This window comes from Mycobacterium sp. SMC-2 (assembly GCF_025263485.1).
In the GTDB taxonomy this organism is placed as follows: domain Bacteria; phylum Actinomycetota; class Actinomycetes; order Mycobacteriales; family Mycobacteriaceae; genus Mycobacterium.
This window is the reverse complement of record NZ_CP079863.1, coordinates 1133246-1149694: the sequence shown is the minus strand read 5'-3', so window position 1 is coordinate 1149694 and position 16449 is coordinate 1133246. Positions and strand designations below refer to the sequence as shown.

General features: G+C 67.9%; 13 protein-coding genes. 5 read left to right on the top strand and 8 right to left on the bottom strand.

Going from position 1 to position 16449, the window contains the following annotated elements:
• Positions 1-101: 101 nt before the first annotated feature.
• From KXD96_RS05410 to KXD96_RS05400, 3 genes are all read right to left on the bottom strand, one after another.
• A complete protein-coding gene (locus KXD96_RS05410) occupies positions 102-1004 on the bottom strand; it encodes a class I SAM-dependent methyltransferase (protein ID WP_260743424.1) in 903 nt (300 codons plus the stop codon).
• 10 nt (positions 1005-1014) lie between these two features.
• Positions 1015-2610, bottom strand: a complete 1596-nt coding sequence (locus KXD96_RS05405; protein WP_260743422.1) for a PPE family protein — start codon at positions 2608-2610, stop codon at positions 1015-1017.
• Between the two features lie 98 nt (positions 2611-2708).
• Entirely contained in the window at positions 2709-3623 is a 915-nt protein-coding gene (locus KXD96_RS05400; RefSeq protein ID WP_260743419.1) for an oxygenase MpaB family protein, read from the bottom strand.
• 83 nt (positions 3624-3706) lie between these two features.
• Between KXD96_RS05400 and KXD96_RS05395 the strand changes: the two genes are divergently transcribed.
• Positions 3707-4375 carry a TetR/AcrR family transcriptional regulator gene (locus KXD96_RS05395; RefSeq protein ID WP_260743418.1) on the top strand — a complete coding sequence of 223 codons (669 nt, stop codon included), beginning with the start codon at positions 3707-3709 and terminating at the stop codon, positions 4373-4375.
• 7 nt (positions 4376-4382) lie between these two features.
• Here the strand turns inward: KXD96_RS05395 and KXD96_RS05390 are convergent, their stop codons facing one another.
• The 4 genes from KXD96_RS05390 to KXD96_RS05375 all read right to left on the bottom strand — a co-directional run bounded on the left by KXD96_RS05390 (position 4383) and on the right by KXD96_RS05375 (position 8580).
• A complete protein-coding gene (locus KXD96_RS05390; protein ID WP_260743417.1) occupies positions 4383-5738 on the bottom strand; it encodes a hypothetical protein in 1356 nt (451 codons plus the stop codon).
• Between the two features lie 24 nt (positions 5739-5762).
• Positions 5763-7184 (bottom strand): condensation domain-containing protein, encoded by a 1422-nt coding sequence (locus KXD96_RS05385; protein WP_260743415.1) that lies wholly within the window; start codon positions 7182-7184, stop codon positions 5763-5765.
• Positions 7185-7459: 275 nt separating this feature from the next.
• Positions 7460-7999 carry a hypothetical protein gene (locus KXD96_RS05380; protein ID WP_260743413.1) on the bottom strand — a complete coding sequence of 180 codons (540 nt, stop codon included), beginning with the start codon at positions 7997-7999 and terminating at the stop codon, positions 7460-7462.
• Complete coding sequence (locus KXD96_RS05375) at positions 7999-8580, bottom strand: VOC family protein (protein ID WP_260743411.1); 582 nt, start codon at positions 8578-8580, stop codon at positions 7999-8001. The genes KXD96_RS05380 and KXD96_RS05375 overlap by 1 nt, the downstream gene beginning before the upstream one ends.
• Positions 8581-8687: 107 nt before the next feature.
• Here KXD96_RS05375 and KXD96_RS05370 point away from each other — a divergent pair, with 107 nt between their 5' ends.
• The 3 genes from KXD96_RS05370 (at position 8688) to KXD96_RS05360 (ending at position 13438) form a co-directional block, all read left to right on the top strand.
• A complete protein-coding gene (locus KXD96_RS05370) occupies positions 8688-9821 on the top strand; it encodes a lysophospholipase (protein ID WP_260743410.1) in 1134 nt (377 codons plus the stop codon).
• A 99-nt stretch (positions 9822-9920) separates the two neighbouring features.
• Complete coding sequence (locus tag KXD96_RS05365; RefSeq protein ID WP_260743409.1) at positions 9921-12122, top strand: acyl-CoA dehydrogenase; 2202 nt, start codon at positions 9921-9923, stop codon at positions 12120-12122.
• Between the two features lie 956 nt (positions 12123-13078).
• The gene (locus tag KXD96_RS05360) at positions 13079-13438 is read left to right on the top strand and encodes an ATPase (protein WP_260743408.1); all 360 of its coding nucleotides are present in this window, start codon (positions 13079-13081) and stop codon (positions 13436-13438) included.
• Positions 13439-13456: 18 nt separating this feature from the next.
• Here the strand turns inward: KXD96_RS05360 and fadD2 are convergent, their stop codons facing one another.
• Positions 13457-15136, bottom strand: coding sequence for a long-chain-fatty-acid--CoA ligase FadD2 (gene fadD2 / locus KXD96_RS05355; RefSeq protein ID WP_260743407.1), 1680 nt, complete (start codon positions 15134-15136; stop codon positions 13457-13459).
• Between the two features lie 59 nt (positions 15137-15195).
• Between fadD2 and KXD96_RS05350 the strand changes: the two genes are divergently transcribed.
• Positions 15196-16446, top strand: coding sequence for a DNA polymerase domain-containing protein (locus tag KXD96_RS05350; protein ID WP_396878022.1), 1251 nt, complete (start codon positions 15196-15198; stop codon positions 16444-16446).
• The last annotated feature ends 3 nt before the right edge of the window (positions 16447-16449 follow it).

Sequence of the window (16449 nt, the reverse complement as noted above, 5' to 3'; positions counted from 1 at the left end):
GCGGCGCACCGATCAGCTCGGTAGTAGTCGGAGGGCGGCGCGGAAAAGTTCCACCGCGGGGTCAACCCATCGAAAACTCATGGGACGCCGACCGCAACGAATCAGGCTTTGACTGCGCTCACCAGGGTGTTACGGGCGACCATCAGCCCGGCATCGACGTCCGGGGCCGGTACCGGCCTGCCGTTCTGGCGCAGGTAATCGGCCAGCGGGGTGCCGGCCGCGGCCCAGCCTCGCTCGCCGAACCATTCGGTGGCGGGCGCGATCCGCTCGTTGTACACCAACTGATAGAAGGGCCGCGCACCGTCGGCCGTCGCGGCGCGTTCTTCCTTGCGTTTTTTCTCGAAGTCGTCCTGGTCCAGCGGGGCGCCGTCCTCGACGGCGACGTGGCTGCCCGGGGCCGCCAGATTGTCGATGCCGGTGAACAGCTGCTCCTGGCCGGCGGCCGGGAGGTAGACGAGCAGGCCTTCGGCTATCCAGGCCGACGGCTTGGCCGCGTCAAAGCCGCTGTCGCGCAACGCCTGCGGCCAGTCTTCGCGCAGGTCCACCGCGATCTCGCGACGCTCGGCCTTCGGTTGGGCACCGCGGCCGGAGAGCACCTCGCGCTTGAAATCGAGGACCTGCGGCTGATCCAGCTCGAAGATCGTCGTCGCGGCGGTCCAGTCCAGCCGGTAGGCGCGAGAGTCCAGCCCGGCCGCCAGGATGACCACCTGCCGTACGCCCGCGTCGGCGGCGCGGCGGAAGTACTCGTCGAAGTATCTGGTGCGGGCGCCCTGGAAGTTGACGAAGTGCTGGCCGAATTCGGCCGTCGTCAACTCGTGGCCGGGGGCCTTGCCGTCCAGCACGTCGGCCGCCCACCCGCCCATGGCGCGGCAGAACACCTCCGCATAGGGGTCCACGGCCAGGGGGTCCGGCTTCTGCGCCTCGAGCGCTCGCGCGGCCGCCACGAATACCGCCGTCGAGCCGACACTTGTTGTGATGTCCCAGGTATCGCCTTCGCTGCGCACAAAGTCGACATTACCGGCGCGCGACGTCGGGCCGCTGCGGCGCGGTGGGTCCCTGCCCGTTCCAGGTGCCCGGCAACATCGGCATCCGGGGACCGCCGCCGAACTCGTCGGCGGCTAGAGCGGTCAGGCCCACCGCCCCGGTGGCCGCCCGCCGGTGCGCGGTCCCGGCGAACCCCAGCTTCCCGGCGCCGCGGTCCGATGCGAGCGCCGCCGACTCGTCACCCGGCGTGCCCCAATCCGGATCGACGTCGACGTTCATGTCGGCGAACTCGTCGGCGTGGTCGCGCTGGATCGCCCGCCTACGCCGGCGCGCCCTGGCCTGTCCCCGCGCGGCCGCCGCCGCCGCGGCCGCCGCGCTATCGGGTTCCGGCGCTTTCCTTTTCGCGGTGGAGCTGGCGCTGGAACTCATCCCCGAGCCGAACCCGACGCCGGGCGGGGCGACGACATAGGGCGCTGCGAAACCAGGCGCGTGCGGCGGTGGCGGGGCGGGCGGCGCGGTGGTGACAGTGGTCGCCGTCGGAGCGGGTGCGGAGGCCGGCGCCGATGCGGGGGCCGCGGCCGGTGCGGCGGCGGTCGGCGCCACCGCGACGGCCGGCATCGGGCCCGGCGGTGCGGCGGGCGCGGGCACCGCCGCCGGGACCACCGTGGGTTGGGGTGTGCCGGCCAGGCCGGCCAGCCCCGCGAAGCCGCCGACGGCGCCGAAGGGGGCGACCGCGAGGAGGATCGCGGGGGCCAGCAACTGGGGCTGGCTGATGAAGATCTCGAGGATGTGCGTCGGCCAGTCGAACAAGATCAGCTGAACCAGGTACTGGAAGGCCAGCGCCGGATTGTGCACCAGGTAATAGCCGAACTGCTGGAAATCCTCGAGCAGTTCCAGCGCCCGAACGACCCAGAAGATGGGTTGTCCCGCATTGGTATACGCGTCGTAGGGCAGTCCGTTGACGGTGCCCTGTGCGGGGTCCCAGTTGATGCCGAGGTTCCTCAGGATGTTCGCGATGAAGTCGTCGATCGGGTTGTCGATTGTGGGGTCGTGGATATCGCCCCCCGAGTCTTGTCCCGCGGCATCGGCTTTCACGATCGGCGGCGCGGGGTCGGTTTGCGGTGTCGACGCCACGGCCGCGGTGGAGACCGCTTGATAGCTGGTCATGGTGCCGGCCGCCTGCACCCACATCCGCGCGTAATCGGCTTCGTTGAGCGCGATCGGAACCGTGTTGACGCCAAAGAAGTTCGTCGCCACCAACGTTGCGTGGACGGCGTGGTTGGCGGCGAGTTCCGGCAGCGTCGGCATGGCCGCCAGCGCCGCGGTGTAGGCGACCGCGGCGGTCTCGTGTTGAGCGGCGGCTGCCGCGCTGTGCGCGCTGGCCTGCGTCAGCCATCCGAGGTATGGCGCATGGGCGGCCACGTACGACTCCGCACTGGGCCCTTCCCACGCGCCGGCCTGCGCCGCGGCCAAGACGCCGCTGAGTTGCGTTGCGGCCGAATCATATTCGGTGCTCAACTCGGACCATGCGCCCGCCGCGGCGAGTAACGACGCCGGGCCGGGGCCGCTACTGAGCAAGGCGGAATGCACCTCCGGTGGCGAGGCCATCCAGATCGGCGCCGTCATGGGTACTCCTCGGGCTGGAAGGCTTACCAGGCAGAGGAGAGCTTAATGAATATGATTGTCGTTATCAAACGGAGCGGATCGGCACGGCCGCCCGGACGCTAGACCAACGGGCGGCCCGTCCTGATCCTGCGGTCGACATCCCACAACAGGACGTTGAAGGGGAACTGCCGAACGAACCGCGGTAAACACCGGTTCGCCGAGGCCAACGCCGCGATGAGCCGGTCGAAGCGCCGCTGTTTGGCGGCGTCCCAGGGCAGCCGCATCTCGTCGCGAAACCGCTGCGGCAAAAAGCCCGTGGTGATCAGCAAGGGGAGCCTGTCGGCTAGGCGCTGCAGCGGGCCCGGCAGACCAAGTCCCGGAACTCGGGACGCGGCGATCGGATGCAGATAGTCGCGCACGGCGTCGTCGATGTGGACCTTGGCCAGCGACTCCTGCCAGTACCGGTCGAACGCGGCCCGGTCCGGCGGCCACATCTCCGGCGGCACCTGCAACGTGGTGGCCAGCGCCATGCCCTCGCGGTAGTGCCGGTCGGCGTCCGCACCGTCCAACTCGCCGATGAACATGCGGTAGATGTCGACGCCGCCCTTGTACAGGCAGGCCCCCACCCACAGCTGCAGGTCGGGGTCGAAGGCGTTGTACTGCACCGGGCTTCCGGGGGTGGAGTAGACCTGCGCGTGGGCGCGGTTCACCGCCCGTCGGAAGGCCTCCTTCTGGGCGTCGCTACCGTTGGTCGCCACCGCCAGGTAGGTGAAGGTGGTGCGTGCACGCTTGATGGGATGCAGGTCGACGCGGCCACTTTCGACGCGGCTCTCCATGACGCCGTAGCCGACCGCGGGCCGCGCCAACTGCATGATCACGTTGGCCGGGCCGGCCAACAGCGCGACGCCCATCAACCCTTCGTCCATGCCGAGCGCGTGCCGCCGGCGCCGCCGCGCAGGCGACCGCCGTGGCGGATCGGTGATGGCGCGCTCGACGTGCGGCACCCGCTCCTGCACAGGCTGTTGTATTGCCATCGTCAGACCCCTCCCGCGGCACGGTCCGCTAATGTGAGAACGCTTGTTTCCTGATATTGTCGTGGCGCCGCGTCGGTGTCAAGATGGTTGGCATGACTGAGACCTCGAGCGCGCGGCCCTACCGCGGCGTCGAGGCGTCGCAGCGACTGGCCGCCCGCCGCAGCCGGCTCCTGGCCGCCGGGCTGGAGCTGCTCGGGGCCCAGGAGCAGAGCATCTCCGCGGTCACCGTCCGCGGTGTGTGCCGCCGGGCCGGCCTGGCGGCCCGCTACTTCTACGAAAGCTTCGCCGACAAAGACGAATTCGTCGCCAGCGTTTTCGACTGGGTGGTCGCCGAGCTGGCCGCCACCACACAGGCCGCAGTGGCGGCGGTGCCGCCGGAGGAGCAGACGCGCGCGGGTATGACGAACATCGTGCGCACCATCGCCGGCGACGCCCGCCTCGGGCGGCTGCTGTTCAGCACGCAGCTGGCGGATCCCGTGATCGTGCGCAAGCGCGCCGAATCCAGCGCGCTGTTCGCCATGCTGTCGGGCCAGCACGTCGGAGACGTGCTCCGCGTGCCGGCGAACGACCGCATCAAGGCCGCGGCGCACTTCGTGGTCGGCGGCGTCGGGCAGACCATCAGCGCCTGGCTCGCCGGCGATGTCCGCCTCGAGCCGGACCAGCTCGTCGACCATTTGGCCGCGCTGCTCGATGAGCTCGCCGAGCCGAAGCTCTACGGAACCAAGGAAATACGGGCGGACGCCGACACCTAGCCGGGCGTCACGCCGGGCAGGCCGCGCGCCAGCCCGTGGTGGCGGTGAGCCCGAGTTCGCACAGCGCGCTCGAAATGTGCTGCCGCAATTCGACTTCAGAGTTATGGCGGCCGAGCTCATAGGCGAGCAACGAGACGAAGACCTGTCCGTGGACCCGTCCCGACAGCAACGCCAGCGCCCCGTTGGTGCGGTACATCGTCGCGGTGGTCACCCCCGGGTACACGGACCTCATGGCGAAGTGATCCGCGTCGGTGCCGTCCGGCCGGTTGGCGGCCGGGTCCAACGGCCCGAGGTTCGACGACACGACGGTGGTCGCACTGCCGGTGACCACCCCGATCAGTGCCCGCATGACGCGTCGTGGAATCAGGGGAACCAGCGGCAGCAACGCCCACCGCTCGTCGGGCTCGTCCTCGTGGCGCGTCAGCGCGTGTTTGATCGAGGCGCGGATCCCGCGCAGGTCGGTCGTCGCGGGTGTGGGGTCGACCGTGATGTCGACATTGATGACCGCGTTGGCGCGGGTGTCGCCCGGGGTGCGCTCGTTGACGGGCATGCCCACGTTGACCGTGCCGTCCGCAGCGACCCGCCCCACGCGCCGGGCGAGGTGGGCCGCCAGCCCCGCCAGCAGCGCGTTGCTCGTTCCCCCGAGGGCGTTTGCGCGCGCGTCCCACTCGTCGGCGTTGACGAAGATCATGGCCATGGGGAGCCTGATGTGTTCCTCCGGCCCGGTGGGCGGTGCGGGTCGCTTTCTGGCCGGCGGGGCGGTGACTGCGGCGTTGCGGGCGGCGCGGGCCATGCGCGCCGCCGCGACAACGGCGCGGCCCACATCCGCCGTGTCGTGCGCGGTTTGGCGGGCGTCCTCGCGCAGTGCCCGCCACCGTCGCCGTGACGCCGCCGGGGGCCAGTCGATCGTGTCGTCGCGGCCGCACGCCGCGTCCGCCAACGCCTCGCACAGGCCGACACCGTCGGTGAGGCAATGGGTGACGACCAGGCTCACCGCCGCGCCGCCATCGGTCAACGGCAGCACGGCGAGGTGCCATCCGGGGCCGTGTTCGGCATCCGGCCGCCGCGTGTTCGCCTGTTCGTCCAGCCAGTCGTCGATTTCATCGCGTGGCCGGGACGTCGCGACGATCTCGAGGCCCGACTGATCGGTGGGCGCCACCCAGCGATGCCGGCCGAACGGCAAGGCGGACCGTTCGATGCGGCGCCGCAACCGGCCCCGGCAGAGATGGCGATGGAAGGTGCGCACACCGTCGATGTCGATGGCGTGGTCGTACACCCAGATGGTTTGCAGCACACTGGTGGCGGCTGTCGCTCGCTCGCCGAGAAAGAGGGTCTGATCGGCCAGATCCAGCACGTTGCTCATGTTTCGGCCCCCCATGCGTTTCTGCTATGCCGCGACCACGTCGGGCTGGTCCGGAGTGTTGTTCAAGACGCGTGCGAACGTCCGGATCAGGGTCGCGACGTAGCGCTTTACCGACCCACGCGCTATCGCGTTGTCCGGAAAGGAGATCGTCACGGTGGTCTTCTCCGCATGCCGGTTGATCCACAAGTTGACGCCGCCGGCCGAGAGGCTGTCGCCGTAGGTGCCGAAATTCATCGCCGCCCACACCCCGGCGAGCGGGATCTTCCGAAAATCCAAGAACGACAACATCATCGGCAGACGCGTGGGTAGCTTGATTCCCAGTTCGTCCAGTGCCGCCAACTCGAGCACCCGTTCCACCGGCACATCAGCAAGGTCCTTGGCGGCGTCGAACGACTTCTGGGCCGCCCGGGCCGCCTCCGGAAACGAACCGCCGGAGGTCGGCACGGTGACCGGGATCAGGCTGGCGAACCAGCCCACTGTCATCGTGTCGATGCTCTGCGTGCGGGTGTCCCTCGCCGTGAACCCATGATAGTTCTCCTTGCCGGTCAACTCGCGTTCGGTCAACGCGGTGCAGGCCAGCACTCCCCCGATGAATCGGGCGCCGGCCGCGCAGCAGACGGTGTCGAAAGCCTCCGTCTCTTCGGCGTCCAACAAATCGACGGTCAGTAGGTCGCCCTTGCTGCTGGCCCACGCGTCTCCGAGCGGCAACGGGAAACTCGGCCAGTCGCCATCGGTGTCTTGGGCGAACGCGATCCACTCCTTGATCTCCGGGGATGCCAGGGTCAAGGCGGCGGCTTTCTCGCGCTGCCGTACCGAGTAGCCGGAATAGCTCCGGACCTCGGGAGGCGTGGCGACCGTGTCGGGCTGCGCGCCCTGCGAAAATTCCCGGTACAGCACGTGGATGTCCACGAAGATCAGGGCGGCGGAGATACCGTCGATGTGCAGGTGGTCCACGCTGGCATAGAACGTGAAATGGTCCGCGGCCTGGACGATACCGAAAGTGAAGCAACCCCATTCGAGCGTTCCCGGGGTCGTCGTCAAGACATGTGTGCGCACTTGGTCGGCACTCAGATGGCCGAACTCCGTCGGAGCGAGCTCGATCGCCTCCGGGTCGTCGAGCATGCGCCGGACGATGACGTTGTCCTCGAAATCGAACCAGCTGTGGTAGGTATCCTGCCGGCGGACATGCGCATTGACCGCCGACGTCATCGCCTGGACGTCACAGATGCCGGGAATGTCCCAGGCCACGACCATCAGGCGGGGTAGCTGCCTGTCGATGGCCTTGGCCTGGTAGGCGGTCCAAAGATGTTGACTCTGTTGATAGCTCGGAGCTAGGTCGCTTCGCCGCGCGGCACGGGCCGCTTCGTGGGCCGAAGGTGCTGCCATCCACATGGTCAGCGGGCCGTGCGGCGGCTGCCATTCGTAGATGTTTCCCAGTGCGACCATTTCTTGATCCTCACTCTGTGAAATGTCGAAATTTGTTGTGCGGCAAAGAGGTACCGGAAGAGCCATTCGAGAATGGCTCTTCTGGGCAGCATGAATTCAAATTCGACCGGAGATCTTTGCGACGGATTTGCGGATGTTGGACTGAACTTACGGTGCCGCTTCGTACCCCCCCTTGTCGCTGTTGTTGGACAGTAGTCGACTACGGCGCCGATCTTGCGGTTTTTCGAAAAATTTTCGGGTGCGGTTTCAGCCGGACCGGCCAAACCGCTACCGCCTCACGGCAACAGGGGTAGATCCCACAGCCTCATCCCGGGATCCAGCAGCCAGAAACGCTCCATGGTCAGGCGCATGAGCCGCAGCGCGCTGATGACCATGAAGGCCGCCAGCGGCAGCTCGACCAGCACGGCGGTGGCCACCGACAACCAGACATCCTTGGGCCCGGCGGTCATGAGGTCGAACCACGCGTCGCAGGTCAAGAGCACCCCGGTGGTGAACGCGGCCGGAACCAGCACCTGACGGCGCAGGTAACCGAGAACTGCCGTCGCCACCATGAACACCATCAACAGCACGTCGAAGCCCACCCAGGTGAGAGGCCAGTTGTGCGCGACGTAGTCCTCCGGCAGCGTCGTGGAGAGATATCCCAGCCAGGGGATCATTACCGCCGAGCCGCCGATCATCAGGCTCAATCGGATGCGTCGCACGCGGGCCAAAAACACCGGGTCGATGACGTCGCTCACGGGTTGTTCCAGCCGGGTGATCAGGTCGCGCCGCTCACCGGGCGTGAGCGCCGCGATCTGCTCGTCGGTCAGGGTCATCAGCGACCGGCGGCCACCGGAGGCCGGCGGTCCGCCGCGGTCTTGGGCACGGCCCGGGTATCGCTGGTGCCGAATTCCTTGACCCAGCAAGCGAATTCGAGGGTGATACCGTCAGGGTCCTGGAAGTAGAACGACCGCACGTACACCCCGGGATGCACCGTCGCGGACACTTGCATGGGGCTCTCGTCATGGTTGAGCACCGGGCCGACGCGCACCCCCTTGTCCTTGAGCCGCTGACGGTAGCCGTCGAACTTTTCGGCCGGCACGTGGAAGGCCAGGTGGTTCATGGAGCTCACCGCGCTGGTGATGTCGCCGATGCCGGGGATGGCGCCGGGCGACGAGACGCCCGGTACGCGGTCGGGGGCCTCGGCGAACCAGAAGAAGGCGACGCAGTCGCCGTTGCCGGCGTCGAAGAAGAAGTGCTGCCCCGCACCCCCGGGCAGGTCGAGCGACTTGACCAACGGCATGCCGAGGACTCCTGTGTAGAAGTCCACGGTGCGCGCCATGTCCGAGCAGACCAGCGCCACGTGGTTGATCCCGCCGAGTTCGAATTCCGTGTTGGTGTTGTGCGGCTTGATCATCGCGCGGCTCCCCTCGGTGCCCGGCTGGCCTGGCCAAGATCTGATTCTGAATCTAACATCAGCTGCAGTTTTCTTTCGAGATGTCCATCGCCAGCAGGGGCGCCGAAATGACTCTTCACACCGGTGCCGCCGGAGTTGTCCGCGAGTTCGTCGGGCTGCCGTCGCGCACCGCCGGGCGTGCCGGTGCGGGTGGGCATCCGTGCCAGGGGCTGTACCACCGCGGGGTGGGTCGCAAGCCCAAGGTGGCGATGATCGCCACGCATTACCAGATCGACTTCTCCGAGCACTACCTCGCCGACTACATGGCCACCCGCGGCGTCGGCTTTCTCGGCTGGAACACCAGGTTCCGTGGCTTCGAAAGCAGCTTTTTGCTCGACCACGCGCTGGTCGACATCGGCGTCGGGGTGCGCTGGCTCCGCGAAGTGCAGGGAGTTGAAACGGTTGTACTGCTTGGCAATTCGGGTGGCGGATCGCTGATGGCCGCGTACCAGTCGCAGGCCGTGGAGCCGAACGTGACCCCGCTGGACGGCATGCGGCCCGCGGCGGGGGTGACCGAGTTGCCCGTCGCGGACGGTTATGTGGCGGCCGCCGCCCATCCGGGGCGACCCGACGTGCTGACGGCGTGGATGGATGCCGCCGTCGTCGACGAGAACGACCCCGTCGCCACCGACGCCGACCTGGACCTGTTCAACGAGCGCAATGGCCCGCCGTACGGGCCGGAGTTCCTCACCCGGTACCGCCGCGCGCAGACCGCGCGCAATCACGCCATCACCGACTGGGCCGAGAAGGAACTCAAACGCGTTCGCGCGGCGGGGTTTTCCGACCGTCCGTTCAGCGTCGCGCGCACCTGGGCCGATCCCCGCATGGTCGACGCCAGTATCGAGCCGACCAAGCGCCAACCGAACATGTGTTATGCGGGCCTCCCGGCCAAGGCGAACCGATCCGCGCACGGCATCGCCGCGGCCTGCACCCTGCGCAGCTGGCTGGGCATGTGGAGCCTGCGGACCGCGCAGACTCGGGCCGAACCGCACCTGGCCCGGATCACCTGCCCCGCCCTGGTGATCAACGCCGAGGCCGATACCGGCGTGTTCCCGTCCGACGCCCAACGGATTTTCGCCGCGCTCGCCAGCACCGACAAGACGCTGGCGTCGGTCGACACCGACCACTACTTCACCACCCCGGGCGCGCGCGGCGAGCAAGCCGACCTGATCACCAAGTGGATCACCAAACGGTTCCGCTGAGGGTTCCCGCCAGTAACCCCTGTGGTCAACCAACCGACCGGTTGTTAGTTTGGAAGCTGCTTTTCCGAGACGGAACCCCAGAGCATGGGAAGGCGACCAATGCCGATCGCTATCACTCCTGAGCATCAAGACCTGGCCGATTCGGTGCGGTCACTGGTGGCGCGCATCGCGCCGTCCGAAGTCTTGCACGCGGCAATGGAAGCGCCGATCGACAATCCCCCGCCGTACTGGCAGGCGGCGGCCGAACAGGGACTGCAGGGTCTGCACCTCGCCGAATCGGTGGGGGGACAGGGTTTCGGCATCCTCGAGTTGGCCATCGTGCTGGCCGAGTTCGGCTACGGCGCCGTGCCCGGACCCTTCGTGCCGTCGGCGATCGCCAGCGCGCTGATTTCCGCCAGCGACCCGCAGGCCAAGGTGCTCTCCGAGCTGGCGTCCGGCGCCGCCATCGCCGCCTACGCGATGGACTGTTGCGGGCTGACCGCCACCCGGCAGGGCGACACGCTGGTGCTGCGCGGCGAGGTCCGGGCCGTTCCCGCGGCGGCGCAAGCCTCCGTGCTGGTGCTCCCGGTCGCGATCGACAGCGGCGAGGAATGGGTGGTGCTGCGCGCCGAGGAGCTCGAGATCGAGCCCGTGAAGAGCATCGACCCGCTGCGCCCCATCGCCCATGTGCGGGCCAACGCCGTCGAGGTCGGCGCCGACGCCGCGTTGGGCAACCTGAGCATGGCGACCGCGCACGCGCTGATGACGACGCTGCTGTCCGCCGAGGCGATCGGGGTGGCGCGCTGGGCGACCGACACGGCATCGCAATACGCCAAGATCCGTGAGCAGTTCGGCAGGCCGATCGGCCAGTTCCAGGCCATCAAGCACAAGTGCGCGGAGATGATCGCCACCACCGAGCGCGCCACCGCGGCGGTGTGGGACGCCGCCCGCGCGATCGACGAGGCGCGCGAAAACGATTGGGACATTACCGGTTCCAATGTCGAGTTCGCGGCCGCCGTGGCGGCGACGCTGGCGCCGGCGGCCGCTCAAGGGTGCGCGCAGGACTGCATCCAGGTGCACGGCGGGATCGGCTTCACCTGGGAGCACGACACGAACGTGTACTACCGCCGGGCGCTGATGCTGGCCGCCTCCTTCGGCCGCGGTTCGGAGTACCCGCAGAAAGTGGTGCACACCGCCACTAGCACCGGCATGCGGGCGGTCGACATCGACCTCGACCCCGCCACCGAGAAGCTGCGGGACGAGATCCGGGCCGAAGTCGCCGCACTCAAGGCAATGGAGCGCGAGCAGCGCAAGGTCGCCATCGCCGAGGGCGGCTGGACGCTGCCGTATCTGCCGAAGCCATGGGGCCGGGCCGCCGGTCCGATCGAGCAGATCATCATCGCCCAGGAGTTCACCGCCGGCCGGGTGAGGCGGCCGCAGATGGGCATCGCGACATGGATCATCCCGTCGATCGTCGCCTTCGGGACCGAAGAGCAAAAACAGCGGTTCCTGCCGCCGACCTTCCGCGGCGAGATGATCTGGTGTCAGCTGTTTTCCGAGCCGGGCGCCGGCTCGGACCTGGCCGGGCTGAGCACGAAGGCGACCCGGACGGACGGCGGCTGGCGCATCACCGGCCAGAAGATCTGGACCACGGCGGCGCAGCTCTCCCAGTGGGGCGCGCTGCTGGCGAGGACGGACCCCAGCGCCCCGAAACACAGTGGCATCACCTACTTTTTGCTGGACATGAGGAGCGAGGGTGTCGAGGTGAAGCCGCTGCGCGAGCTCACCGGGAACGCGATGTTCAACACCGTCTACATCGACGACGTGTTCGTGCCCGACGAATGCGTGCTCGGCGAAGTGAACCGGGGGTGGGAGGTCAGCCGCAACACCCTTACCGCGGAACGGGTTTCGATCGGTAGCAGCGAGGCGAACTTCCTGGCCACTCTCGGCCAGTTCGTCGAGTTCGTCCGGGACGGTCAGTTCGACCCGGTCGCACAGCACCGCGCGGGTCAGCTGATCGCCGAGGGCCACGCCGCCAAGGTGCTGAACCTACGCTCGACGCTGTTGACGCTGGCCGGCGGGGATGCCATGCCGTCGGCGGCCATCTCCAAGCTGCTCTCGATGCGTACCGGCCAGGGATATGCGGAGTTCGCGGTGTCCTCGTTCGGCGCCGACGCCGCCATCGGCGACGCGAGCGAACCGCCCGGCCTGTGGGGTGAATACCTGCTGGCGAGCCGGGCCACGACCATCTACGGCGGCACCTCGGAGGTGCAGCTGAACATCATCGCCGAGCGGCTGCTCGGCCTTCCTCGCGATCCCTAACCGCCACTTGAAGATTTGGCCCTGGAGAGAGGGCCATGCCGACCTGAGGGGTGGTCAGGCCGGCATGGTTTCCCCCCCAATCCCGTGGGCCGTTCAGCCTCTGTGGATCGGCACGTCGAGACTGACCGGTTACCACGGGGAGGTGGTTCACCACCACCAGTTCCACCAGTGCCCGGGGCCGCAGAATCCGCGGTTACCCCAACCTTGGCCACGATGACCCCCGTTCCATCCGTGGCCACCCCATCCATGACCCCCTCCTGGACGGTCGGGAAGGATTCCGGGTCCACCGGGTGCGCCGTGCGGACCGGCGATGGTGAAGCTGGTGTCGAAACCTGGCACCGGGGCCGCCTTCGCGGTGGGGCCGGCGCCGAACAGCAGCGCTCCGGCCACCGCTGAAGCACCGGCTGCGCCCACGGCCGCGCCGCGCAACGATCGCAAAGGGGACCGTCATCGCAGGAGCTCCTTCCAGGACCTGATGCCGACAAACAAAACGTTAGCCAGAATTTTCCAGGCAAACAATCTATGCACACAAGAATTGTCCTGTGAATTATGTAACAGCCATTCTGGAATAATATATGAATGCTCCCAAACGCGAAAATGATGACTCTCGCATATCAGGACATTGACCAGTACTGAACTACCAAAAGACGCAGGTAACGTCCCGTCTACTGACATACTGGCTTGCGCGTATGCGTATCGGCACATCGACTGATCTATAGAATATCGATTTCCGTTGGGGCTGGTCGGTCACCCACACACGACTATGTCGAATAGGCCGTTGATTGGCTAACCCAAGGAATTTGCTATAAGAAGCTGGGTTGGCCCGCGGGTCGGGCGGGCCCGCCCCGTCCGCCGCCCGGCGGCGGGACTTGCGCCGTCGTCGGTGGAAGAATCAGTATTGACACACTCGAGCGCTGATTTACTGATTGGCCACTCATCGGAGGGCGACCGCCGCAGTGAACTTCAACCCCAGCCACATCGGACCCGGCGGCGGAACGTTTCGCCCCGGTCCGTCGGCCGCATCGGCGGGAGACGCCGCGCCGACCGAGCGCCTCACCGGGCTCGGCCAGCAGAGCCGCCAGCGGAGTGCCCAGCCGGCGGCCAACCAGGCGGGGCGGGTTCAGCGGACACGCCGCACCGTCGACCTCCCCGCGGCCACCCACCGGGCGCTGGACATCTGGCAGCGTGAGGCGGCCGACCGCCTGGGAGTCGCCCGGGTGACCGGACAAGAGGTACTCAGCGCGCTCATCGACCAACTTCTGATCGACCCAAAACTCGCGGCGCAGATCACCCGGGCCATCAAAGACCGGCGCTGACCCTCGACGGGTAAGCGGCTAGTCGACCTCCATCTCGCGCAGCTCGCGCTTGAGAATCTTGCCGGTCGGGTTGCGCGGCAGCTCGTCGAGGAAGATCACCTCGCGCGGCACCTTGTAGCGCGCCAGGTGGTCGCGCACGTAGTGCTTGATGGTGTCCTCGTCGACGTCGGAGCCATCCTTCTTCACGACGAAGGCGCGCAGCCGGTGGCCCCATTCCTTGTCCTCGACGCCGATCGCGGTCGCCTCGACGACGTCCGGGTGCCCGCTGATCAGGTCCTCGACCTCGGCCGGGAAGACGTTCTCGCCGCCGGAGACGATCATCTCGTCGTCGCGGCCGCTGACATACAGCAGGCCGTGCTCGTCGAAATATCCGACGTCACCGGACGACATCAGGCCGTCGATGATCTGCTTGTGGCCGCCACCGGTGTAGCCCTGGAACGGGAACGCGTTGCCGACGAAGATCCGGCCGACCTCGCCCCGCGGCCGTTCCTTGCCGTTGTCGTCGAGGATCTTGACCTTCACGCCCTTGACCACCGGCCCGACCGTGGCCGGGTTCTTCTCCAGGTCCTGCGGTCCGGCGATGGTGGCGAACGCGATCTCGGTCGAGCCGTACATGTTGTAGATGACCGGCCCCAGGTCCTTCAGCGCGCGGCTGGCCAGCTCGGCGCCCAATTGCGAGCCGGAGATGAACACGATCTTCAGGCTGGACAGGTCGGGTTTTTTGTCCATCTTCTCGACCGCGTCGAGGATTCGCGACAGCATCACCGGCACCACGACCAGGGCCGTCACCTTGTACTTCTCGATGTCCTCGAGCACCAGCGGCGGCTTGAATTTGCGCCGCAGCACCAGCGTCGAGCCCAGGAACATCGCGATGGTGGCGTGCAGGTAGCCCAGCGCGTGGAACATCGGCGCCGGCAGCGACGTCACCTCGTTGGCCTTGAACGGAACGTGTGACAGGATGCCGCCGACCGGCGCCAGGGTGGGGGGCGTGCTGCGGTTGGCGCCCTTGGGGGTGCCGGTGGTCCCGCTGGTCAGGATGATGATCGACGCGTGCTTGTCCGCCTTCGGGGCGGGCGACTTGCTGCTCTTGGCGATCAGGTCGGCGAGCGTCTCGTCGGTGCTCCCGGACGGCTCGTGCGCGTCGGGGTTGGTGCCCAGGGCCCGCAGCTTGCCCAGCTCCGGCTCGGCCTTGCTGACCGCCTTGGTGTACTCGTCGTCGTAGACGATGACCTTGGCGCCTTCGCGCTCCGACACCTCCTTGATCTGCGGGCCGGAGAACTCGCTATTGAGCAGGATGATGCGGGCGCCGACGCGGGCGGCGCCGTAGTTGGCGATGAGGAACCAGCGGTGGTTTCGCGCCAGGATCGCGACCCCGTCGCCGGCCTTGACGCCCTTGTCCCGCAATCCGTTCGCCACCGCATGGGCGGCCTCGTCGAGCTCGGCGAAGGTGAACTCGCCCTCTTCGTCGATGCACGCGGCGCGGTCGGGATGCCGTCGGGCGTTCAGCGAGGGCAGCATGCCGAACTCGCCCCACTTGTAGATGTCGTTGACCATCGCGGCGTAGTTCAGCGGTGGCTCCAGCCGGAAGGCGCCCGCTTCGAAGATCTTGCGCACGTAATGCAATTCGGCTGAGCCGCGCTCCAGGTACTGCTGAACCTTGGCAACCGCCTGCCCGGGCAGGTCAATCAGATTAGGCATGCATCCCACCCTATGTGACGCCCGTCGCAATACGTGGGGTAAGTACCCACCGACTTACGATGATGAACATGGGTCCGGTGTCGCTGGAGGTGGCCGGGCGTCACGTCACCATCACCCATCCCGACAAGGTGGTGTTCGAAGCCCACGACGGCACGGGGCCGCACACCAAGCTCGACCTGGTCCACTACTACCTGTCTGTGGCCGAGGGGGCGCTGCGCGGCGTGGCCGGCCGGCCGATGATCCTGAAGCGCTTCGTCAAGGGCATTGCCGAGGAAGCGGTGTTCCAGAAGCGCGCGCCGAAGAACCGGCCCGACTGGGTGGACGTCGCCGAGCTGCGCTACGCGCGGGGCACGTCGGCCGCGGAGGCCGTCATCCACGACGCGGCCGGCCTGGCGTGGGCGATCAACCTGGGTTGCGTCGACCTCAACCCGCACCCCGTGCTGGCGGATGACCTCGATCACCCCGACGAGTTGCGGGTCGACCTGGACCCGATGCCCGGGGTGCCCTGGCGGCGGATCGTCGACGTGGCGTTGGTGGCCCGTGAGGTGCTGGAGGACTACGGCCTGGTCGCCTGGCCGAAAACGTCCGGGTCGCGCGGTTTTCACATCTACGCCCGGATCGCCCCGCGCTGGGAGTTCCGGCAGGTGCGACTGGCCGCGCAGACCGTGGCCCGCGAGGTCGAGCGGCGAGTGCCCGACGCGGCGACCAGCCGCTGGTGGAAGGAGGAGCGCGAAGGGGTGTTCGTCGACTTCAATCAGAACGCGAAGGACCGCACGGTCGCTTCGGCGTACTCGGTGCGGGCGACGCCGGACGCCCGGGTGTCCACGCCGCTGCGCTGGGACGAAGTCACCGAGCGCCGCCCCGAGGAGTTCACCATCGACACCGTGCCCGGCCGGTTCGCCGCCATGGGTGATCCGTGGGCGGGGATGGACGACGCGGTCGGTGAGCTCGACCGGCTGCTGGTGCTGGCCGAGGAAATGGGGCCCCCGGAGCGTGCGCCGAAGGGGTCCGGCACGCCCGACGGCCGGCGCCGGTCGGTGATGCCGCTCATCGAGATCGCCCGCACCAAGACCAAGGACGAGGCGCTGGCCGCGCTGGACACCTGGCGCGGCCGCCACCCGGCCGCGTCCGGGCTGCTGCAACCGGCCGACGTGCTGGTCGACGGCATGCGCGGGCCGAGTTCGATCTGGTACCGGATCCGGATCAACCTGCGGCACGTGCCCGTCGACCAGCGACCGGCGCAGGAAGAGCTGATCGCCGACTACAGCCCCTGGGACGGATACGGGGGAAAGCAGAAGCCGTCGAGCTGAGGC